General features: G+C 38.8%; 18 protein-coding genes. 10 read left to right on the forward strand and 8 right to left on the reverse strand.

The annotated features are described in order from the left end of the window. Positions 1-51 precede the first annotated feature (51 nt). On the forward strand, positions 52-543 hold the full coding sequence (gene purE, locus ASG14_RS19805) for a 5-(carboxyamino)imidazole ribonucleotide mutase (RefSeq protein WP_056872820.1): 492 nt from the start codon (positions 52-54) through the stop codon (positions 541-543). Positions 544-598: 55 nt separating this feature from the next. Here the strand turns inward: purE and ASG14_RS19810 are convergent, their stop codons facing one another. Further along, complete coding sequence (locus ASG14_RS19810) at positions 599-1,162, reverse strand: YqgE/AlgH family protein (RefSeq protein ID WP_056872821.1); 564 nt, start codon at positions 1,160-1,162, stop codon at positions 599-601. Between the two features lie 46 nt (positions 1,163-1,208). Here ASG14_RS19810 and pdxH point away from each other — a divergent pair, with 46 nt between their 5' ends. Then, positions 1,209-1,859 (forward strand): pyridoxamine 5'-phosphate oxidase, encoded by a 651-nt coding sequence (pdxH, locus tag ASG14_RS19815; RefSeq protein ID WP_056872856.1) that lies wholly within the window; start codon positions 1,209-1,211, stop codon positions 1,857-1,859. A 220-nt stretch (positions 1,860-2,079) separates the two neighbouring features. Here the strand turns inward: pdxH and ASG14_RS19820 are convergent, their stop codons facing one another. The 3 genes from ASG14_RS19820 to ASG14_RS19830 are packed head-to-tail and all read right to left on the reverse strand — an operon-like array spanning position 2,080 to position 7,730. Beyond that, positions 2,080-3,006, reverse strand: a complete 927-nt coding sequence (locus ASG14_RS19820) for a DUF1735 domain-containing protein (protein ID WP_056872822.1) — start codon at positions 3,004-3,006, stop codon at positions 2,080-2,082. An 18-nt stretch (positions 3,007-3,024) separates the two neighbouring features. Then, the gene (locus ASG14_RS19825) at positions 3,025-4,620 is read right to left on the reverse strand and encodes a SusD/RagB family nutrient-binding outer membrane lipoprotein (protein WP_056872823.1); all 1,596 of its coding nucleotides are present in this window, start codon (positions 4,618-4,620) and stop codon (positions 3,025-3,027) included. Between the two features lie 11 nt (positions 4,621-4,631). Further along, entirely contained in the window at positions 4,632-7,730 is a 3,099-nt protein-coding gene (locus ASG14_RS19830; RefSeq protein WP_235528629.1) for a SusC/RagA family TonB-linked outer membrane protein, read from the reverse strand. A 184-nt stretch (positions 7,731-7,914) separates the two neighbouring features. Here ASG14_RS19830 and ASG14_RS20355 point away from each other — a divergent pair, with 184 nt between their 5' ends. The 4 genes from ASG14_RS20355 to ASG14_RS19845 all read left to right on the forward strand — a co-directional run bounded on the left by ASG14_RS20355 (position 7,915) and on the right by ASG14_RS19845 (position 12,263). Beyond that, positions 7,915-8,067 carry a hypothetical protein gene (locus ASG14_RS20355; protein ID WP_157275029.1) on the forward strand — a complete coding sequence of 51 codons (153 nt, stop codon included), beginning with the start codon at positions 7,915-7,917 and terminating at the stop codon, positions 8,065-8,067. A 568-nt stretch (positions 8,068-8,635) separates the two neighbouring features. Beyond that, a complete protein-coding gene (locus ASG14_RS19835) occupies positions 8,636-9,535 on the forward strand; it encodes a 3-hydroxybutyryl-CoA dehydrogenase (protein ID WP_369817237.1) in 900 nt (299 codons plus the stop codon). Positions 9,536-9,566: 31 nt separating this feature from the next. Then, positions 9,567-10,589 (forward strand): Holliday junction branch migration DNA helicase RuvB, encoded by a 1,023-nt coding sequence (gene ruvB / locus ASG14_RS19840; protein ID WP_056872824.1) that lies wholly within the window; start codon positions 9,567-9,569, stop codon positions 10,587-10,589. Positions 10,590-10,754: 165 nt separating this feature from the next. Further along, a complete protein-coding gene (locus ASG14_RS19845) occupies positions 10,755-12,263 on the forward strand; it encodes a bifunctional GNAT family N-acetyltransferase/carbon-nitrogen hydrolase family protein (protein ID WP_056872825.1) in 1,509 nt (502 codons plus the stop codon). 60 nt (positions 12,264-12,323) lie between these two features. On the opposite strand, the gene ASG14_RS19850 is transcribed toward ASG14_RS19845, so the two are convergent. Then, positions 12,324-12,530, reverse strand: a complete 207-nt coding sequence (locus tag ASG14_RS19850; protein ID WP_056872826.1) for a hypothetical protein — start codon at positions 12,528-12,530, stop codon at positions 12,324-12,326. Positions 12,531-12,680: 150 nt separating this feature from the next. On the opposite strand from ASG14_RS19850, the gene queG reads away from it, so the two are divergent. Together queG and ASG14_RS19860 are read left to right on the forward strand one after the other, a co-directional pair. After that, on the forward strand, positions 12,681-13,613 hold the full coding sequence (gene queG, locus ASG14_RS19855) for a tRNA epoxyqueuosine(34) reductase QueG (RefSeq protein WP_056872827.1): 933 nt from the start codon (positions 12,681-12,683) through the stop codon (positions 13,611-13,613). Continuing rightward, positions 13,610-14,455, forward strand: coding sequence for a hypothetical protein (locus tag ASG14_RS19860; RefSeq protein WP_056872828.1), 846 nt, complete (start codon positions 13,610-13,612; stop codon positions 14,453-14,455). The genes queG and ASG14_RS19860 overlap by 4 nt, the downstream gene beginning before the upstream one ends. Here the strand turns inward: ASG14_RS19860 and ASG14_RS19865 are convergent. Then, positions 14,452-16,311 (reverse strand): M1 family metallopeptidase, encoded by a 1,860-nt coding sequence (locus tag ASG14_RS19865; protein ID WP_056872829.1) that lies wholly within the window; start codon positions 16,309-16,311, stop codon positions 14,452-14,454. The two genes, ASG14_RS19860 and ASG14_RS19865, sit on opposite strands and share 4 nt — an antisense overlap. A gap of 48 nt (positions 16,312-16,359) precedes the next feature. Further along, the gene (locus ASG14_RS19870; RefSeq protein ID WP_056872830.1) at positions 16,360-17,307 is read right to left on the reverse strand and encodes a 3'-5' exonuclease; all 948 of its coding nucleotides are present in this window, start codon (positions 17,305-17,307) and stop codon (positions 16,360-16,362) included. Positions 17,308-17,487: 180 nt separating this feature from the next. Between ASG14_RS19870 and ASG14_RS19875 the strand changes: the two genes are divergently transcribed. Continuing rightward, positions 17,488-19,461 (forward strand): DUF3857 domain-containing protein, encoded by a 1,974-nt coding sequence (locus ASG14_RS19875; RefSeq protein ID WP_056872831.1) that lies wholly within the window; start codon positions 17,488-17,490, stop codon positions 19,459-19,461. After that, positions 19,461-21,368 (forward strand): DUF3857 domain-containing transglutaminase family protein, encoded by a 1,908-nt coding sequence (locus tag ASG14_RS19880; protein ID WP_056872832.1) that lies wholly within the window; start codon positions 19,461-19,463, stop codon positions 21,366-21,368. Before ASG14_RS19875 ends, ASG14_RS19880 begins: the two co-directional genes overlap by 1 nt. Here ASG14_RS19880 and ASG14_RS20630 read toward each other — a convergent pair. Then, complete coding sequence (locus ASG14_RS20630) at positions 21,352-21,474, reverse strand: hypothetical protein (protein WP_255352819.1); 123 nt, start codon at positions 21,472-21,474, stop codon at positions 21,352-21,354. The genes ASG14_RS19880 and ASG14_RS20630 overlap by 17 nt on opposite strands. Positions 21,475-21,479 lie beyond the last annotated feature (5 nt).

A 21,479-nucleotide genomic window follows, 5' to 3' on the forward strand; every position in this document is an offset into this window, starting at 1 on the left:
TATTAATAACTAATTAACCCCCGGGTAAAAACCGTAATTAAAATATTTAAAATGAGTGCGAAAGTTGGAATAATTATGGGCAGCAAATCTGATTTGCCTGTTATGCAAGATGCTGCAGATGTGCTAAAAGATTTTGGAATCGACTATGAAATAACTGTAGTTTCTGCACACAGAACGCCCGAACGCATGTTCACCTATGCAAAGGAGGCTCATAAAAAAGGCCTTAAAGTAATTATTGCGGGCGCGGGTGGCGCAGCCCATTTACCCGGTATGGTGGCATCAATTACTACCCTGCCTGTAATCGGGGTGCCCGTAAAATCGTCGAACTCAATTGATGGTTGGGATAGTATTCTGTCGATTTTACAAATGCCAAACGGTATACCCGTGGCAACTGTTGCTTTAAATGCCGCCAAAAATGCCGGCTTACTGGCTGCCCAGATTTTAGCTACCGCAGACGATGCTTTAACTATTAAAATGCAAGCTTACAAAGATGAGTTGCGAAGAAAAGTTGAAGAAAGTGCTGATGAAATGAATAAACTATAGAGATTCTTTTAAGCTTGTCGTAATAAAAACCATTGCGACAAGCTCAATTGCAATTTTAATTTAAACTTGGATCGATAGGAAAATTGCTTACATGAGCATATTTGGGACCAAGGTTTACAATTACATCCCGCCACAGCTTTTCTTCGTCATTTCCAAATATGATGTCGGGATCAGAAATATCGCTCACCATCCACGCATTTTGCTCGAGTTCTCTAGCAAGTTGGCCATCATCCCAGCCAGAATATCCCATAAAAAACTTAACTTCAGTATCCTCTATTGCATTGGTATTGATTAAAATTTTCAGCGTTTCAAAGTTGCCGCCCCAATATAATCCATTTCCTATCGGTTCGCCACTTTGCAGTTTGTCGAAAGCCCTGTGAATAAAATGCAAGGTATCAGCCGCTACCGGGCCTCCAAAATATATGTAGTTTTGGGCATCCCATAAGTCCTGAATAACATCTTTTAAAATCAGGTTTCCTACCTGATTTAATATATAGCCAACAGAACCTTCATTGCTATGTTCAGTTAACAAAACTACCGACCGCTTAAAATTTGGGTCGGCCATAAATGGCTCTGAAATAAGTAAACGCCCTGTTTTCGGTTTTATATTGTTTAGCATGGCAATATTGGTTTGTAGCACCGTAAAAGATGCCTATTTTTGTTTTATGCAAGTTACAAACGAATTTCTACAAAACCTGCGCCAAGATTACAAAAGCGCCACCTTAGATGAATCTGACGTAGATAACAATCCTATTACCCAATTTATAAAGTGGTTTGACCACGCCATAGAAGCCCAGGTTTACGAGCCAAATGTGATGACATTGGCAACTGCAGATAAAGCCGGAAGGCCAGATGCCAGAATTGTGCTGTTAAAAGGTGTTGATGAGAACGGGTTTCGATTCTTCACAAACTATTTAAGCGCAAAAGGCAAAGAGTTAAAACGGAATCCTTATGCTGCTTTAGTTTTTTTCTGGCCCGACCTGGAGCGTCAGGTTAGAGTAGAAGGTATCGTGGAGAAGTTAGACAAAGAGACTTCAGAAGAATATTTTCTTACCCGCCCTGTTGCAAGCCAGATTGGTGCAGTTGCATCTCCGCAAAGCCAGGTAATCCCCGACAGAAAATTTTTGGAAGAGAAGTTTGAAGATTTAAAATTGAAAAGCGAAGGTAAATCCATCCCGAAACCCGCACATTGGGGTGGTTATTTGGTAAAACCAACAAGAATCGAATTTTGGCAGGGACGAAGAAGTAGACTCCATGATAGAATTAACTTTGAACTGGTTAAAGGCAACTGGGTTAAAACACGACTGGCGCCTTAAACCTATGTAAAACAAAATAGAGATACGCCATCCAGCCATATCTCTATCTTAAACTATTCATTAATTAACTTTTTCAGTAGGTAGTGTTTCTTTCTTCTATGCTTTTCGCATAATTTAAAGAGCAGAAATTTGTTGTGCTGAAAATTTTCGATTCCTAATTAAATATTAACAAATAACCAGACAACAGCGTATCTGGTTATTTGTGGAATTGATTTAGGGATTATCTGGCACTTACATATTTTAGCACAAGACTCATTTGTCTTGGTGCAGTAGTTTGATTCCAGTCAAAGTTCAACGTAAAGGTCTTTGTAGCCGGGTCATAATTGTTTGGCAACCCTGCCCTATTCGCCAATGTTGCATTTGTTAAACAAGACATCGTAACTGCATTAGTAGTTGGGTTTATTGTAGCAACTGTATTGTCGATACCTGCGATACCGCCACCACCAAACCATTTCATGTTACTAACAATTACTGAGTTTGCGCCGTTGGTAATCATAGTAATATTAGGATTTCCCACCTGGGTACCATTCAAGGTACTTGGATTTTCAACAACGCCCACAGCCGTGTACCTGGTAACTTGTCCGGATACAATTTGATATACGCCATCCCACTGATTTTTCGCAGAAAAGATAAAAACGCCTGTTCCATAATTACCGCTAACGATGCCATTTGAGCTTGATGTTATCTGAATACCAAGCGCATAAGTAAGGGCAAAATTAAACGATGAAGCTTTAACTTTAACGATAAAGTTTGCCTTTTTTTGCCCTTTAAGAATAGTAACCGTATTGCTCGGTATTGTATAAAGATTTGTTGGCAATGCAGTATACGTAGTACTAGTGGCAGCTACAGCTGCATTATTTATTGCTACCTGTACCGTTACATCGGCAGGTGCGCCGTTTACGCCAGTGTAATTTATTACGATAGGCACATCAACTTCAGCAGCTGCGTCGAATGATTTTGTAACGGTAGTATAAGTAACAGCAGTTGCCCCGGCCGTACGTGTAGGCGGCAAATCTCCAAGCTCTACAATACCACTTTCGCCGCCGTTTCCGTTATCTGTGAACATGTTGTCTTCCTTAACGCAGGAGGTAAACAGGCAAATGCCGAGCGCCATTATTACCGAATATAATTTTAAATGAGTCTTCATCTCTTATCTATTTATGTATTAATTATTATCCCAGAAAATTTTGCTTGTCCAAATACTGATGGTCGAAGCGGCCGGAACGTTTGGATTTAAGTTGTATTCTGAAGTTGGGTATAAGTTTCTAACCGGCAGTCTGTCAGCAGTAGGTGCTACCGACTCGGTTGAGGCAAACGTAGTCGTAGCAGCAGTACCAGAAACCCGAGGGTATCCTGTTCTTTTATACTCTTGCCAAGCTTCATAACCATCAATAAAATTAAGGGCGATGTATTTTTGAGTTATGATAGCTTCTAATCTTTGCGCATCAGTAGCTGCCAGGCTATAGTTTACCAGGAAACTTGTTGCGTTGGCCGTTTTATAAGTATTTAAATAGGTTGTAAGCACAGAAGCATCAGACGAGGCTGTAGATGCGCCGGTTTTATTTAAATAATTGTAAGATGCTTTTATGCCATTCTCAAAATTTTCAAGGGCACTACCTGCCAAAGGACGACCATTAAGGGCAGCTTCAGCTAACATGAAATAGGTTTCTGACGCTGGAAAAATTAACTGACCCATCACTCTGCTTTTAATTAAGCCTTTCGCTTCTGTAGATGCTAAACCAACTCCTGTACCTACGTACCAGTTTGGTGCACCAGAATTTGGATTATTTGGAGCACCGAGTTGTCCACGTGGCGTTGTACCTGCAGCAAAAAGTCTGTAGGTTAAAGCGCCTCTACCCGCATCGTTTAACTTCGCACCGTTATAGAAAGAGTACATCCAGGTAGATGGGATATAACTATTTCCTGTGGTTGTTCCTGTATAAGATGATTGGTAAGCATCCCAAATTGGGTTTTGACGTGCACTTGTACTAACGTAACCAGGCTGAATAACGACATCATCAAGCAAAAAGCCTTCAGAAGAAAATGTGCCAAAAGCTGTATTTACAAATGATGCTAAAGGGCCTGTTTGCGCTCTTGTTAAAATACGCAGTTTTATATTGTTAGCAAACTGAATCCATTTGGTAACGTTACCACCAAACATAATATCAGCATTGTTAACGGTTAGCTTCGTTACAGTTGAAGACGCAGCGTTCGCTTTTAAAATAGTGATTGCTGCATCAATTTCCTTTACCAAAGCCTGGTAAACATCAGTTTGATTGTCGTAACGTGGTGTCAGATTATCTGCTCCGGTTAACCCTTCCGAATAAGGAACATTTCCATACTCATCGACCAACAATTGATAGTAATACGATTTAAGAATACGGGCTACACCATTGTACAAGGCATATTGCTGAACGCCGGTACTTGTATTAATAATGTATTGGATACTTCTCAAATCGGAAAAAGCCGCAGTGAACAGTCCGGTATTAGCGCCACTATCAAAATTATAAGTGATTGTTGTGCTTCCTACAAATGAGAAGCCGCCACCATTTGCAATGTAACCTGCTATTCTACCTCCATAATTAAAATACGTTATGTAATTGCTAGACATGTTGTTTAATAAAGCAGGCAGTACTAATTGTGGTGTAGATGAAGTTGCCGAGTTAGGATTTTCGTTAATATCCAGGTATCCCTTTTTACACCCGGAGAATCCCAGTATTAAAACCAGAAAAATTGATGTTATGCTTAAATATTTTTTCATAATTAGTTGTATTAAAATGTTAATGAAACAGTACCACCAAAATATCTTGTTGGCGGCGTTTGAGATAATGAAGTGATACCCACCGCATTACTATCAGAGCCGTTGCTACTAACATCAGGATCGCCCCAGGTGTTCGATTTTGGAAGCCAGATAAATAAGTTTCTACCTTGAGCACTAACCGTAGCGGTTTTAATAAATTTAATGTATTTTAAAGCTGTTGATGGAATTTTATACGATAAAGCTAACTCTCTCAACTTCCAGTAATCGCCTGAGTAAACATAGTTACTTGTGGTACCTCTAAACTGACTGCTGGACCAGAAACCAGAATTAGCCGCTGAAACAGTGATGTTGTTGTTTGCTACGTAGTTTCCTGTTGCAGCATCTAAATAAGATGAGTTAGGGAAAACGAATCTTTCACGATTGTAATAAACTGAACGGATACTTGAGCCTGAGAAATCGAAAGTTGAACCAGCAGAAGTGTATTGAACAAAATCTCCTCTATATTCGAACAAACCAGATAGCGTTAAGCCTTTCCATGACAAATTGAAATCTAACCCTAATCTGTTTTTTGGCTGTGTATTGCCTAAAACGTTACCGGTTGTTGTACCAACAGGGTTACCCGTATTTCTATCAACCACAACCCTACCTTCAGAATCTCTAACATAATCAGAACCGATGATGATTGGATACGTTTGTACGAAAGTATCACCATAGATGGTTCCACTACCGCTCACGCCAATTCTCGTTAAACCAGGCGTTAAAGAAAGTAATTTATTTACGTTGTGTGTATAGTTACCACCTACTACTAATCTCCAGTTACCTTTATTTATTGGTGTAAAATGCAATACGCTTTCAAGACCAGTATTTTCTAATTCACCGGCATTTAGCAAATAACTTGTAAAACCGCTACTCGCAGCAATACCAGCGTTAATGGCCTGCCCAGTCGAACTTGTGTGGTAGTAAGTAACTGTTCCATCAATCCTGCCTTTAAACATTCTGAAATCTGTACCAAACTCATAGCCATTGGTTATCTCCGGTTTCAAATCCGGCGATACAATTAATGAACTAGGTGTGTATCCTGTACCATAGTTATAACCTGTTTGAGAACCAAATGTTGATAACAATGCATAAGTATCAACGTTAACGTTACCCACTTTAGATATACCACCTCTAATTTTCCAGTAGTCTAACCATTTGCTATTTTTTAAGAAATCGAAAGCATCAGTTGGGATAAATGATACATCGGCAGCAGGGTAAAAGAACGAGCGGTTGGCTGGAGCTAAAATAGACACCCAGTCATTTCTACCTGTTACGTGTAAGAAAAGGTATTTTTTATACCCTACAGTTACATCACCCCAAACGCCATATCTACGGGTGTTTTCGTTACTTTCTGATGCTGTTGGGGTACCCGTGATATTACCTAAATTGTACAGGTATGGCACTTGCAAGCCACTACCAGATGATGACATTGTTTTATAGGTAAAACTTTTCAAGTTTGCACCTGCAAGGAAATTAATTGAAAAATCTTTAATATCCTTTTTAATGTTTGCAATAAAGTCAGAGTTAAAATTGCTATTTTGAAACAAGCGGTCGGATACACTGCTTGCAAAATTTGCTTTTGATGAGCCAGAACCTAAAACGAAGTCGGTGTAAGTAAAACCATCTGTAGCTGTTTTGCTTTCATAATAGCGATTGCTTAATGAAGCCCTTGCGATAAAGCTTATCCAATCGTTTACTTTATAGTTTAATTCAACCAACCCGGTGATGTAATCATTTTTTTGCTTCTGTCTTGCATTGTCAATCGCAAAATATGGGTTTCTGTAATAATCGTTATAGTAGTTATTTGGATTCGCCCAGCTGGTTAGGTCTTGCCAATCTGTATAACTCAATAACGGAACTTGTGCAGGGGTATTTAACAAATTATCATAAATACTCGATGTATTTGGAGTCGTATCGTATTTATTTTGGGTAAAACTGATGTTATATTTTGCGCTGAAATTCTTTGTAATGTTACGGTCTCCGTTGAAACGGAACGCAATTCTGTCGTACTCATCTTTCGGGGTGGTTCCTTTTCCGTTTAAGTACTGTGCAGAAATATAAGTAGATGATTTTTCATCACCAGAAGAAAGTGAGAAATCGGTTTGATTTGAAATACCAGTATCCCAGAAATCATACTTATCTCTGGTTGCAGAATAAGGCACCATTTGGGTTTGTCCGAACTGATTTATACGTCCGATAGGTCTCGATACGCCATCAAAAGCCGGACCATATTGCTGGTTTTCAATTGGTTCATACGCAACCGGGTAATCATCAGTACCAGAACCAAATCTGTTTTGCAACTCAGGATAGAAACTGATTTTTTCAATTGCTGTAGTGTTTGATAACTTAATAACTGGTGTGCCTTTCTTACCTCTTTTTGTAGTGATAATTAACACACCGTTTGATGCATCGGAACCGTATAGAGCAGCACCGCTGGCGCCGTTTAATACCGTTAAATCTTCTACATCATCAGGGTTTATGTTTCCAAGTAACTCATTTGGCACAACTGCACCGTCTAACACAATTAATGCCTGGTTATTACCGGTGATGGATCTATCACCACGTAACACCAAACGATACGCTGGATTTACACCTGTACCAACAGCATTAATTTGTAAACCAGCTACTTTACCGGCTAAACCACCTGCAATGGTTGGAGATTTACCCGCAGTTAAAGCTTCGGCATCGATTCTTGTAGTGGCATAACCTTGCTCTCTTGCGGCACGTTTAATACCACCGGCCGCAATTACAACCTCATCAAGCGTGTTTGCATTCGATTCTAATGTAACATCGATTGTTCTAGAAAGTGTGCTAATCTCTTTGGTTTTAAAGCCAACGAAACTGTAAACCAAAAAATCTTTTTCTGTAGAAGGAACTGAGATTGAGTACCTTCCTTTAGCATCTGTAACAACGCCACGGTTAGTACCTTTTAATTTAATACTTACTCCTGGAATCGGCAGGCCATCGTCCTTAGCCGTTACCATTCCGGTAATTGTCTTGTCTTGTGCGGATGCTTCAAACGCAATGAACACAATCAAGAAAAACAAACATTTTAGTAGTTTTCTTTTCATTTAAGTTTAGTTATGATTTATTAATATATACCAAAGCCACAACCCTTTATGGCTAAAAATATGCTTGAAAGAAAATTGTTTGTACAGATGAATTTAGGTTTACCAGTTTAGTAAACACAAGTAGTTTTTTTCACCCCTGAGTTATCATCGGTAGATGTAGAATTGATTTAAAAATCTTTTCGGGATGAAGAAAGTTAAACAGAAACACCTTACGGTGGCAATGATATTTAAATATTTTAATAAAAACAAAAATAATAACAAAATAACTGGCAGAAAAGTACAATTTATCGCAATAAACTCAATTTTAGCACTGCCAAGAATAATAAAAGATAAATAAATCGAAAATTATAAACCTACTATATAAATAGTTGATAAAAATCATCTATAAAACTAAACAAATAGTTAATCGTCGGCGAAAATCGGGTTACACTAAGTAAAATTTTTATGCAATTTTGATATTTCAGCAAAATAACCGAAAATAACCTTCATTTATACTCAATATTTTCATCGCAAAAGCCAAATTTGAATTAGTCTAAATAAAAAATTCAGGATTTGAAGCTTTTTTGGGTTATTGAATCCTCAGATTAGAATCTGGAAATATCAACTATAAATTTCCGAAATCATTATCCGAACCTCTAAGTTAATTCAGCCAGGTTTATCAGGAAGTATCGGACTGCGCTTTAAAAACTTAATTAGCGCTGAGAAAACGCTGTTGTCTTTTCATCAACATTTGATTTTACTTTGGATAGTTAATAATATATTTGGAAATATTATTAGGATATATTGTAAGATATCAATAACCCCGACCTGGCGGTTGAGGTCGGCAGATTAAATGTTGGAGTCGATGCCGCAAATAATTTATCGCCAGACATAGATTAATTAGAAGAACAAAGCATTAATATAAAATGATGATAAAAAATATTTCAGTTATTGGCTCAGGCACAATGGGAAACGGAATTGCCCACACTTTTGCCCAGTTCGGCTATGCGGTAAATTTAATTGATGTTAACCAGCACGCACTTGACAATGCATTGAGCACAATCGCTAAAAATTTAGATAGACAAGTAAGTAAAGGCACTTTAAGCGAAGCGCAAAAAACCGAAACAATTGGCAACATTAAAACTTTTACTTCGATAGAAGACGGCGTGCAAACAGCAGATTTAGTTGTAGAAGCCGCAACGGAAAATCTGGATTTGAAACTTAAAATATTCTGGGATTTGGATTCGTTAGCGCCGCAACACACTATTCTGGCTTCCAATACCTCGTCCATTTCTATAACGCAAATTGCCGCAGTAACAAGCCGTGGCGAGCATGTTATTGGAATGCATTTTATGAATCCTGTACCTGTTATGAAGCTAGTTGAAGTGATTCGCGGCTACCAAACCAGCGATGAAACGACCGCAAAAATAATGGCCCTTTCTCAACAACTTCAGAAAAATCCGGTTGAAGTGAATGATTACCCCGGTTTTGTGGCCAACCGAATTTTAATGCCAATGATTAATGAGGCAATTTACACATTATATGAAGGCGTGGCTGGCGTTTACGAAATCGATACGGTGATGAAGCTTGGCATGGCACATCCAATGGGTCCGTTGCAACTGGCAGATTTTATTGGCTTAGATGTTTGCCTTGCAATACTAAAGGTGTTAAACGATGGTTTTGGAAACCCGAAATATGCGCCCTGCCCCCTATTGATAAATATGGTTGCCGCCGGTAAAAAGGGTGTAAAAACAGGCGAAGGTTTTTATCAATATACTGCTGGTTCTAAAGAACTGGTTGTTTCCAACAAGTTTAAAAAATCCTAATTTTTTTAGCATTTAATTTTATCTTTGCAATATGAACGAAAATCTTGATCCTGAAGCTACTAACCTAACGCCTACCGATAGAGATATCGAAAGGGTTTTACGTCCGCAGGCTTTTGAAGATTTTACGGGGCAGGAAAAAGTAATGGAAAACCTCCGCATTTTTGTGCAGGCGGCGAAACTTCGTGGCGAGGCTTTAGATCATGTGCTTCTTCACGGTCCTCCGGGATTGGGCAAAACGACACTATCATATATTATTGCGAACGAAATGGGTGCAGGAATTAAAGTTACCTCCGGACCCGTTTTGGACAAACCCGGCGATTTAGCGGGCTTGTTAACCGGCTTAGACACCGGCGATATCCTCTTTATTGATGAAATTCACCGGCTGTCTCCTTTAGTAGAAGAGTATCTGTATTCTGCAATGGAAGATTTCAAGATTGATATTATGCTTGAAACAGGACCTAATGCCCGCTCGGTTCAGATATCATTAAACCCCTTTACGCTTGTAGGCGCTACAACCCGTTCAGGCTTGTTAACTGCACCGCTTCGTGCAAGGTTTGGTATAAATGCCCGTTTAGCTTACTATGATGCGAAGTTATTAACCACGATAGTTCTTCGTTCATCTGACATTTTAAAAACACCGATTAGCGATGAAGGGGCATATGAAATTGCAAGAAGAAGTCGCGGAACGCCCCGAATCGCAAATGCATTACTTCGCCGAACCCGCGATTTTGCACAAATAAAGGGTACAGGAAATATTGATACGGAGATTGCCCGCTATGCGCTAAACGCACTTAATGTTGATGAGCATGGCCTGGATGAAATGGACAACAAAATTTTGGTAACCATTATCGATAAATTCAAGGGTGGCCCTGTTGGCTTAAAAACCATTGCAACCGCTGTTGGCGAAGATGAAGGCACAATTGAGGAAGTTTATGAACCTTTTTTAATTCAGGAAGGTTATATAATGCGTACCTCAAGAGGTCGCGAAGTTACCGAAGCAGCCTATAAGCATTTAAAGAAGAACTTTCCCGGACAAACCGGCAAGTTGTTTTAAATGCATTTCCGCCAGCATGTGTAATTTTTTTTTCGTGCTGGGTAAGCTCATGGCCGTTTCAAATACTGCCGTGAACCTTTTTGTTCGATTGCTCACCTTCAGGTTTAACATTATTCCAAACATTTAATCTTCAAATCCGTTCATTAAATGTAAAACCAACAAATTATGAATATTGAATTACGTAAGCTAACGCTCGAAGATTATGCTGATTTAAGAGAGTCGATGATAAAGGCCTATGATAGTATGGGCGGATCAATCTGGCCAAAATCAAGCATCGAGAAACTCTTAAAAATTTTTCCTGAGGGCCAGCTTTGTATCGCAGTTGATGATAAAGTTGTGGCCTGCTCGCTTGCAATAATAGTTGAATACAGCGAATATGGGGATAGGCACACCTATAAGCTCATAACCGGCGACTATTCCTTTACCACACACGATCCAAATGGAGATACGTTATATGGAATCGAAATTTTCGTGCATCCGGAATTCCGCGGCCTCCGTTTAGGAAGAAGATTGTACGAAGCCAGAAAAGAACTCTGCGAAAGCTTAAACCTAAAAAGTATTATTGCCGGGGGTAGAATTCCCGGTTATCATGCCTATGCAAACACCTTAAACCCGCGGCAGTATATAGATAAGGTAAAAGCAAAGGAGATTTACGACCCAACATTAACATTTCAGATTTCTAATGATTTCCACGTAAGAAAAGTGTTAAAGAACTATTTGCCAGGCGATCATGAATCTAAAGAATATGCTACTTTAATCGAGTGGAATAATATTTATTATCAGGGTTTGGATGCCTCTGCCCGCTCTGCAATGACCATTCGATTGGGTCTTGTGCAGTGGGAAATGCGTCTTTTTCCGGATATGGCAGTATTTTATGAGCAGGTAGAATTTTTCGTTGATGCACTGAGTGGCTATAAGGCGGATTTTATCATGTTTCCCGAGTTATTTAATACGCCTCTTCTACAGCCCTATAATCACCTGCCAGAAATTGAGGCCATGCGCAAACTGGCGGAGAAAACACAGGAGATTGTTGATAAAATGCACGAATACGCTTTGAGTTATAATGTAAATATAATAACAGGAAGTATGCCTTTACTCGAGAATGGTAAACTTTACAATGCTACTTATTTGTGCCATAGAACAGGTAAAATTGACGAATACCGGAAAATTCACATTACACCTAATGAGCAAAAATACTATGGAATGATTGGCGGTGATAAGGTTAAGGTGTTTGACACAGATTGTGGTAAAGTTGGTATTCTGATTTGCTATGATGTCGAATTTCCGGAGTTAAGCCGTATCTACGCCGACCAGGGCATGCAGATTTTATTTGTACCTTTTTTAACAGATACACAAAACGGATATACGCGTGTAAGGCATTGCGCACAGGCACGTGCAATTGAGAATGAGTGTTATGTAGCCATTGCCGGTTGTGTAGGGAATTTACCAAAAGTGAACAACATGGACATTCAGTTCGCTCAATCGGCTGTATTTACGCCTTCAGATTTTGCTTTTCCAACAAATGCTGTAAAAGCAGAAGCAACGCCCAACACAGAAATGGTTTTAGTAGTTGATGTTGATTTGCACCTACTAGATGAATTGCATCATTACGGAACGGTTAAGGTGCTAAAGGACAGGCGGACAGATTTATATCAAACAAAACTGCTCAAATAAAAATGGTCAAAAAAAATGCCGGTCACATCACTAACCGGCATTTCAAATTTACTAAAGCTATTATTTTCTCATCGCAAACCACACAATTAAACCAATGATTACTGCGATTGGCAAAATCCATTTAAGAACAGAACCGGCGCCGTTTTCATCTTTTTCTGTTACTGCAGGTTTCGCTGGTCCCGGATCTTCTTTATGAGTTTCGTAATCTTTCTCTATCGGTTTTGGAGCTTCTCCACTTTCCGTATGTTTCGGATCTATATTTTCCATTATTAATAATTTAATGCGTTAAATGAGTGGCAATAAAAGCTGAACAGCCATTAGTTAAACTTGCCAGGCCCATAATTATTTATTTAGCTTTCGAAATAACAACAAGCAAGCAGGCAAAAGGTTTTAATTCTAAGCCCTATCTTTGTAACGATGTATAACAACCCTGAGAAATATAGCAAACTGATAAAAGATGAAGCAATTAGGCTTGGTTTTATGGCTTGCGGAATCTCAAAGGCAGAGTTTTTAGAAACTGAGGCGCCACGGCTCGAAGCCTGGTTAAACAAAAACCACCACGGCGAAATGAAATATATGGAAAATTATTTCGACAAAAGACTCGACCCTCGCCTGCTTGTTGATGGTGCAAAATCAGTTATCTCGCTTTCGTTAAACTATTTCACAGAGGAGCAGCAACAGGATCCACTTGCGCCAAAAATCTCGAAATATGCCTACGGGAAAGATTATCACCATGTGATAAAAGATAAACTTAAACTACTCACACAGTTTATTAATGAAAACATTGGAGAAGTTTCCGGGAGAGCATTTGTGGATTCTGCACCGGTGTTGGACCGGGCATGGGCGCAGCGGTCAGGAATTGGCTGGATTGGGAAAAACTCAAATTTGATAAGCAAACAAAACGGCTCTTTCTTTTTCCTGGCAGAATTGATTGTAGATTTGGAGCTTGCGTATGATAATCCTTTTCAGACAGATCATTGTGGCACTTGCACCAGGTGTTTAGATGCTTGCCCGACAGATGCAATTATTGCCCCACAGGTTGTAGATGGCACAAAGTGTATTTCGTATTTAACCATCGAACTCAAGAATGAAATTCCCGCTGAGTTTAAAGACAAAATGGATAACTGGATGTTTGGATGTGATATTTGTCAAGATGTTTGCCCATGGAATCGATTTTCTAAAGCGCATAATGAAGACGCTTTTAAACCAGAAAACGGCCTCTTGGCGTTAAATGCGAAAGACTTAACCGAAATCACCGCTGAAGTGTTTAACAAGGTTTTCAAAAACTCAGCAGTTAAGCGCACAAAACTTACGGGATTGAAAAGAAATATCAACTTTTTAAAATCATGACGAAAAAGCTGCTCGAAGTATTGATTTTAATAACGTGCTGGTGCCAGATTGCTCAGTCACAGGTTTTACGTTTGCGAAAGAGAAAAGAGCATGCGCTCGACGGCAAAGCTTTTGCACTGAGCATTTCCGACAGTACATTAGGTTTAAAAGACCGAGAACGGCTTATTTATCAAGAAATAAAAAATGGCAATGTTCCTGATTTTTTAAGAAAGTTATCAAAGCTGGATATGAGCCCTAACAATACGCATGACGCTGTTTCTCTATACGTTCTACCGGATTATTTTGCAATTGGCTCAAACGAAGATTTCTTCTACGTGCCTATGACACCCATGCTTGCACAGAAAGTTGCATTTTTAACGCACTGTAGTTTGCCGACAAAGTTGATGGTTGATTCCATTTATAAGGCCGCAACTATAAAATTGTATCCACAACCTATTGCGCCATCAACTTCAATGGTAACAGTTCCGGTGTTTATTAATTCCACTGACTCTATTTTAAAACAGCTCCAACCCTTCATCGTTGAACACAATAAAGGTTTATTGACTGCCGGCAACAAGAAAGACATTATTTTATCCAACAAAATTTATGGAGCGTTAACGCCTCGGGTTGTAATTTACGGCTGGCACAAACCAGATGGAAAAGCTATACAACCTGTTTACAACAAGCATCTTAATACCTGGGCAGATTATAGCCACGGCATTAGGCTCATACAGGATAAAATCCTTATAAATAACAAAAAAACGCGGTTGAAAAGGGCGCTTAAAAACCGCAAGTTAAGTAAGTATTTTAGCGATGAAGGCGTAATTAAGAAACCGTATTATCCAGTAAATTCAAGCTATTAATTAACGGTGAAGCTATTATCACTTTTAACTTTATCAGGCGTATGCGGATTTCCCATTACGATTTTCTTCAATACCTTATTTGTATTTATAGAAACTATGGTTTCCTTATTTCCTTTTTCCCAAACACCAATTGTACTGTGGTTATTTTCTGTAGAACCATCTTCAAAAGTTAACAGCAAATCAATTGGCAATGCCTTCATTCCTTTATTTTCGATAACAATAGCATAGCCAGAATCCGTTTTATTCGCCGATTTTATTGCCAAGTCTAAAACACCGCCATCAAAAAACCACGGTTTCCAGAACCAGTTCAAATCCTTACCGCTGCCCTGGTTCATACTATAAAAGAAATCGTATGGCATTGGGTGTTTGCCATTCCAGTTTTTGATGTAGTTGTGCAAAGCTTTTGTAAACAGCTCATCGCCAAGGTAATCTTTTACAAAAAGGTAGGCTAAACCTGGCTTTGGATAAGAGTTTGTAAAAGAACCTGAGCCCTTCAAATCGGGTGTAAGCGTCATAATGGGCGAATCATCTTTACTACCGGAACTTGCGGCAGTTGGCTGAATGCCATATTCATCAACAATTGTGGAATCTATCATTGGCGAAATCAGCCACTCGCCTATTGTAGCCCATCCTTCGTCCATCCAGCCATATTTGGTCTCATTAATACCCATATAAAATGGAAACATGGTGTGGAAAATTTCATGGTCTGTTAAAGTAATCGCATCTTCCCTTTTATCAACCGGGTTATCGTTCACCATCATGGGGTATTCCATCTGATCTAAACCATCAAATACCGTTTCATGATTATAAGGATACGGCCATTTGGGAAACTGATAACTCATTGCATTCACAGTTTTTCGGGCAAAATCAATTACTTCGTAATAATCTTTATGTTTTGGGTTAAAAACCGCATCCACCCGGGTACGTCTTTTTGTTGCCGGGTCTACAATTAAGCTCGATGATTTCCACAAATAATGATTACTTAGCGCAAAAACAAAATCGGTAACATTTTTTGCCTCAAACTTAAATGTGTTAAAGGGCTTTGGTTGAGTGACTTTTTTTGCTGCCAAATCAGCTTCCGTAATCACGTCTACTATGGCATCATTTTTTTCTGCAGAGGCTAATTTCGAAACGATTTCCCGCTGAAAAACATCTGATGCATTTTTTAAATCGCCGGTAGCCCAAACGCCATAACCACCAGGAACAGTAATTTCTGCATTAAAATTGTCAAAATCGTTGTAAAACTCTTCGGCACCCGTATACGGATACTTATTCCAGCCGTCAACATCATCATATACTGCGATTCTTGGAAAAAAATAGGCAACGAAATGTGCACCATCGTCAACCTGTCCGGTACGCATGTGAGAACCCTTGTTTAGGACATAGTTATAATCGATTGCAAACCTGATTGTTTTTCCTGGCAAAACAGGCGGAACTTTGACGGTCATGTTCGTTCCATCTATGCTAAAATCATTAACCGATTTCCCATTTGCGGCAATTTTTTCAATGGCAACACCTTCGCCCAGGTCTGCCTCGGCAAAACGTGCTTTTCTCGGCGTGCCTTTTTTATAAAGATTTGGGTAGAGCTTAAACCAGACCTCCTTCAAAGTGTCTGGACTGTTATTAGTGTAAGTAATATCTACACTACCCTTCAGCAATCGTGTTACAGGGTTAAAATCAACTTTGATGTTGTAATTCGAACTGTTTTGCCAGTAGTTTTTCCCCGGCTTGCCGTCGGTGCTTCTTGTACCCTTCTGGTATGTGTTTTGAAACACCTGCTCTACCGGAAGTTGAACCTGAGCTTGCAACCAGAAAGCTGAAAACATCAGCATTACCGTTAATTTAATCGCTTTCATCAAAGTTGAGGAGTTTTATATATGGAACTAGTCAGAGAAGTTGAAGATTTACTTACCAAATTTCATTTTTAACTGTTCCAGCATGTCGGTGTTTATGGGCTGAGCAGGTTTTTCGTCTACTTTTGGTTTGTTGAAGTGTGGCTTGGCTGAAGTTGCCTGATTTTGTGGTTTCTGAGCTTTGTTCTCGTTTTTCTTGGCATTAAACCTTGCCCATTCCTCGTCTAATTTCTTTTTGGTATACAACGGAAAATCGCCCTGTTTCATCCAGGCGTAATAACTAGGCTCTACAGAAAAAACCTGTTCAGTAGTTTTACCTTTGTGTTTTCCGAAATTGATGCATACTTCGTCCTTGTCATTATAAACCAATCTGCCTGCAAAATCTACCGGTCTGTTAATGTTTGTGAATTTGTGCAATGCATCAACATCGTTAACTACTGGTTTACTTTTTAGTCCTTGCTTATCCTCAAACTCCTTATCCTTGTACATTTCCAACTGACCAAGCAAAACCTTGTAAGTTGCTATAACATCTGCTTCTGCGGCATGCGCATTTACCAAATCATCATTACAATAAAATTTATAAGCTGCTTTTAAGGTACGCTGTTCCATCTGGTGGAATATATTTTGAACGTCTACAAATTTTCTATCGCTCATATCGAAATCTACCTCAGCCCTCAAAAACTCTTCGAGTAGCATTGGAATATCGAACTTGTTAGAATTATAGCCAGCTAAGTCACTATCGCCTAAAAACGCAGCTATTTCGGTAGCCAATGCCTTAAAAGTCGGTTCGTTTGCAATGTCTTCATCATAAATACCATGAATTAACGAAGTTTGCAATGGAATAGGCATTTCCGGGTTAACACGCCAGGTTTTAACCAATTCCGAGCCATCCGGCATCGCTTTTAAAATGGCTATCTCCACAATCCTGTCTGCACCTACATTAATACCTGTTGCTTCCAGGTCGAAGAAAGCTAAAGGGCGTTTTAAATTTAATTTCATTTTTTAAGCTATGAATTAGATATCCACTAAACAGATACCGATAATATTTCTTTAATCAAAAGTGCTAAAAAGGATTGGTTACTTCTGCAAAATCTATGTACTAATTGTAAAATTTAGTTACCAAAAAATTTCAGAATATAGTGGCTTAGATTTAAATTGCAAAAAATTAACCAAACTCAAATGCGAAAAATTTTCTTACTCTTAATCCTGTCTTTTGCTATTTTTAAAGTACATGCGCAAAATTTTAATTTCGGTGCAATTACCCTCGATGATGTTGAATTTGACCGCAATAAAATCGATAGCAATGCGAGTGCTGTAGTTTTAAAAGAATTTGGAACTGCCTCAGTTCAAATTAGCGACAGAACCGGAAACATCGAACTCATTTTTGAATACCATGTCAAAATCAAAATCTTTAATAAAGATGGTTATCAGCAAGCCAATATTACCATTCCAAGTTATAAAGATGGTTCGAGAGCAGAGTTTATAAGTGCGATTAAAGCATCGACATTCAACTATGAGAATGGTCGCTTTGTGGAATCGGCAATGGATAACAAATCCGTTTTTACAGAAAACAAATCGAAATACACGGTTTTAACAAAATTTACACTTCCAAACATTAAAAATGGCTCTGTAATTGAATATACTTACCGTTTAGAATCGCCGAACCTCTTCAATTTCAAAACATGGGAATTTCAGAGCAATATACCAAAAGTTTATAGCGAATACTTAGCCTATATCCCTGCTATTTACAATTACAATGTTTCTTTGCGTGGTTTTAACAAACTAAGTGATACCAAAAGCGAATTGGCTAAAGAATGTTTGCGCATAAATGGCACACCAATAGATTGCTCGAAGATTTGGTACATAATGAAAAATATTCCTGCTTTTGTTGAAGAAGATTATATGACAGCTGCAAGCAACTTCAAATCAGCAATTCATTTCGAACTTTCAGATCAGCAACTGTTAAGCGGTGGCTCTCAAAAGTACACCAAAAGCTGGCGGGATATAGATTACGATTTAACCGGAGAAAAGAGTCTTGGTGCGCAGATGAAGCGAAAGGATTTATTTAAGGATGTAATACCGGTAATCTTAAAAAACTCAACAGATGATTTGACTAAGGCCAAAGCAGTTTACAACTACATTAAGAAACAAATTAAGTGGAATAATTACTATGGCAAGTACAGCGAAGACAACATAAAAAAAGCGTTAGATATGCACTCCGGCAACGTTGCCGATATAAATCTCAGCTTGATATCGGCATTATCTGCTGCAAACCTGGATGTAGAAGCGGTAATTTTGTCAACGAGAGAAAATGGAACCGTTAACAAACTGTTTCCGGTAGTAAGCGATTTTAATTACCTCATTGCAAAGGTTAACATTGATGATAAAAGCTATTTGCTAGATGCCTCAGAACCTCTGGCGCCATTTGGTTTGCTGCCTCTGCGCTGTATAAATGATCAGGGTCGTGTTATTAATTTTAAAAAGCCTTCTTACTGGATTGATTTGGTTGCCGGCCAAAAAACTTCTACGAGTTATATCATGAGCGGGAAATTAGAGTCAGATGGAAAAATTAAAGGCACGATTACTACTCACTCAACGGGCTACGCTGCACTAAATAAGCGTAATGAAATAAAGAAATTTAATTCGCCGGAGGAGTATGTGGAGAAACTCGATGAAAGATTGCCTAAAATTCAAATTTTAAAGCAAGAGATTAGGAATATCGACAGCGTCGAAAATACCCTGACAGAAATTTACGAAGTGGAGTTTTCACCAATTGCAAATGCATCTAAAGATGACCTGTTCTTTAATCCTTTTTTCATCAACCCTGTTGCTAAAAATCCATTTAACCTAAATTTGAGAACCTATCCGGTTGATTTAGGCGCCGCTTCGGATGAGCGTGTTATCATAAGTATAGCGCTTCCAGCTAACTATGAGATGGCCGAGAAGCCTAAGGACCTTGCGGTTGGTTTACCAAATAGTGGTGGAAGATATATCCTTAAAACACTCATTGAAGATAACTCACTTTCATTTAGTCAGATTTTGCAATTTAACAAGGCAATTTATCAGCCAGAAGAATATCCTTATCTAAAGGAACTTTACAGCAAAATAATCCAGAATCAAAAGGCAGATGTTCTTTTAAAAAAGACTAAATAATGAAGCAAACATTCCTATTTTTCTGTTTTATGTGCTGTGCAACACTGGTGTTTTCTCAGGATAATTATGACAGCGAATTAATTCCTTCCGGCTTAAAGAGCCGTGCAAACGCAACCATAAGAACCGACGAAACCACAATCGACATGCGGGCGCCGGATAATGTGATGCTTTCGGTTAAAAAAGCAATTACGGTTTTAAATAAAAATGGCGACGATAAAGCCAGGTTGGTGCTCTTTTATGATAAAAACACGGCAATTAAGAGTATTAAAGGCGAGGTTTACAATGCCGCCGGAATACTCACAAAAAAGTTTAATCAAAGCAACTTCAACGATGAAAGTGCAGCAGATGGCTTTTCTTTATTTGTTGACAGCAGGCTTAAACATTACCTGCCTTCAGAAAATATTTATCCCTACACGGTGGTATACAATTATGAAATCAGATTTAAGCAGAATTTGATTATTCCAGACTGGATACCTCAGGATGAAGATGATATTTCGGTAGAAAAAAGCAGTTATACCTTTATCAGCAAGCCTGCGGATGAGCTCAGGATTAAGACACAAAATTATCAGGGTGCTCCGGAAGAAACGGTTAATGAGAAGCAAAAAACCCTAGTGTGGAAAGCATCAAATATCACGGCCGTTAAGCCAGAGCCTTATAGTCCGAGCCGTGACAGCTACCAAACTTCGGTAAAAATTGCCGCAAAGAATTTTACATACTACAATTACAGTGGAAAATATGCGAACTGGCAGGAATTAGGAAAGTGGAACTACGACGACCTATTGAAAAACAGAAGAATATTGCCTCAGGAAACGGTTAATTTCATAAAAAACTTAGTTTCGGGCCTGCCTGATGATAAAGAGAAAGCCAAAAAGATTTATGAATACATGCAGAAAAAAACGCGTTACATTAGCGTTCAAATTGGCATTGGTGGCTTCCAGCCAGTTACCGCTGCCGAAGTAGACAGGCTTGGTTATGGCGATTGTAAGGCGCTAGTTAATTACACTCAAAGTCTTTTGGATGTTGCCGGCATCGAATCTTATTACTGCGTTGTTGAAGCAGGAGATAAAAAGGTGAGCTTCGATCCTGATTATGCGAGTATGGTGCAGGGAAACCATGTTATATTATGCATGCCGTTAAAAGGCGATACCACGTGGCTGGAATGTACGAGTCAGAAAATTCCATTTGGCTTTTTGAGTACCTTTACCGATGACAGGCTTGTTCTAGCCTGTACAAAAGATGGCGGAAAGCTCTTACGAACCCCAAAATTAGCCACTGCCGGCAATCTTCAAATTCGAAATGCCGACTTGAACGTGATGGCTAACGGCGACATCGCCGGAAAAATGAAAACAACTTTTTATGGGTCGCAGTATGAAAATAATGAAGATGTAATTGATAAGGCCCCATCTGAACAGAAGAAACTACTCGCCGACATTTACGATATCGACAACATCAATTTCAAGGGCGTAGATTACATTCAAAACAAAGTCACTAATCCGGAAGTAATTGAAAACATTAGTCTGGAGCTGCCCAGATACGGAACGGTGAACAATAACCGCTTATTTTTGAAAGTAAATGCTTTTAATGTTCACAAAACAATTCTTGAAGCCAGGAGCAGAATTAAATCTGTATATATTAATCGTGGTTTCACTGATGAAGACAAAATTGTTTATAATTTACCTGATGAAGTGGAAACCAATTTACTGCAACAAAATGATAAAAATCTGAAGAGCATTTTTGGTGAATATATAAGCAAGACGGTATTGGAAGGGAAAAAACTAACTTATTACAGAAAACTTGTCATAAACGAAGGCACATTTCCTGCGGAAAAATATGCTGAGTTTTTCAACTTCACAACTGAAGTGAATACTGCGGACAACCTGAAGCTGATACTTAACTTAAAAAAATAATGCCAAGCGTGATGCCAATTATCATCACCAGATACATCAGAATTTCTGTCGAGGCAAAACGCTTGTATTTGGTCCAGAATGAGTAGTCCTTATCTCGATTTGACATTATAA

Origin of the sequence: Pedobacter sp. Leaf194 (assembly GCF_001423945.1) — a bacterium.
In the GTDB taxonomy this organism is placed as follows: Bacteria; Bacteroidota; Bacteroidia; order Sphingobacteriales; family Sphingobacteriaceae; genus Pedobacter.

Excerpts from the sequence above, each read along its gene's own strand:
- purE (WP_056872820.1), top strand. The coding sequence starts at position 52 with ATGAGTGCGAAAGTTGGAATAATTATGGGCAGCAAATCTGATTTGCCT.
- ASG14_RS19810 (WP_056872821.1), bottom strand. The coding sequence starts at position 1,162 with ATGCTAAACAATATAAAACCGAAAACAGGGCGTTTACTTATTTCAGAG.
- pdxH (WP_056872856.1), top strand. The coding sequence starts at position 1,209 with ATGCAAGTTACAAACGAATTTCTACAAAACCTGCGCCAAGATTACAAA.
- ASG14_RS19820 (WP_056872822.1), bottom strand. The coding sequence starts at position 3,006 with ATGAAGACTCATTTAAAATTATATTCGGTAATAATGGCGCTCGGCATT.
- ASG14_RS19825 (WP_056872823.1), bottom strand. The coding sequence starts at position 4,620 with ATGAAAAAATATTTAAGCATAACATCAATTTTTCTGGTTTTAATACTG.
- ASG14_RS19830 (WP_235528629.1), bottom strand. The coding sequence starts at position 7,730 with ATGAAAAGAAAACTACTAAAATGTTTGTTTTTCTTGATTGTGTTCATT.
- ASG14_RS20355 (WP_157275029.1), top strand. The coding sequence starts at position 7,915 with ATGAAGAAAGTTAAACAGAAACACCTTACGGTGGCAATGATATTTAAA.
- ASG14_RS19835 (WP_369817237.1), top strand. The coding sequence starts at position 8,636 with ATGATGATAAAAAATATTTCAGTTATTGGCTCAGGCACAATGGGAAAC.
- ruvB (WP_056872824.1), top strand. The coding sequence starts at position 9,567 with ATGAACGAAAATCTTGATCCTGAAGCTACTAACCTAACGCCTACCGAT.
- ASG14_RS19845 (WP_056872825.1), top strand. The coding sequence starts at position 10,755 with ATGAATATTGAATTACGTAAGCTAACGCTCGAAGATTATGCTGATTTA.
- ASG14_RS19850 (WP_056872826.1), bottom strand. The coding sequence starts at position 12,530 with ATGGAAAATATAGATCCGAAACATACGGAAAGTGGAGAAGCTCCAAAA.
- queG (WP_056872827.1), top strand. The coding sequence starts at position 12,681 with ATGTATAACAACCCTGAGAAATATAGCAAACTGATAAAAGATGAAGCA.
- ASG14_RS19860 (WP_056872828.1), top strand. The coding sequence starts at position 13,610 with ATGACGAAAAAGCTGCTCGAAGTATTGATTTTAATAACGTGCTGGTGC.
- ASG14_RS19865 (WP_056872829.1), bottom strand. The coding sequence starts at position 16,311 with ATGAAAGCGATTAAATTAACGGTAATGCTGATGTTTTCAGCTTTCTGG.
- ASG14_RS19870 (WP_056872830.1), bottom strand. The coding sequence starts at position 17,307 with ATGAAATTAAATTTAAAACGCCCTTTAGCTTTCTTCGACCTGGAAGCA.
- ASG14_RS19875 (WP_056872831.1), top strand. The coding sequence starts at position 17,488 with ATGCGAAAAATTTTCTTACTCTTAATCCTGTCTTTTGCTATTTTTAAA.
- ASG14_RS19880 (WP_056872832.1), top strand. The coding sequence starts at position 19,461 with ATGAAGCAAACATTCCTATTTTTCTGTTTTATGTGCTGTGCAACACTG.
- ASG14_RS20630 (WP_255352819.1), bottom strand. The coding sequence starts at position 21,474 with ATGTCAAATCGAGATAAGGACTACTCATTCTGGACCAAATACAAGCGT.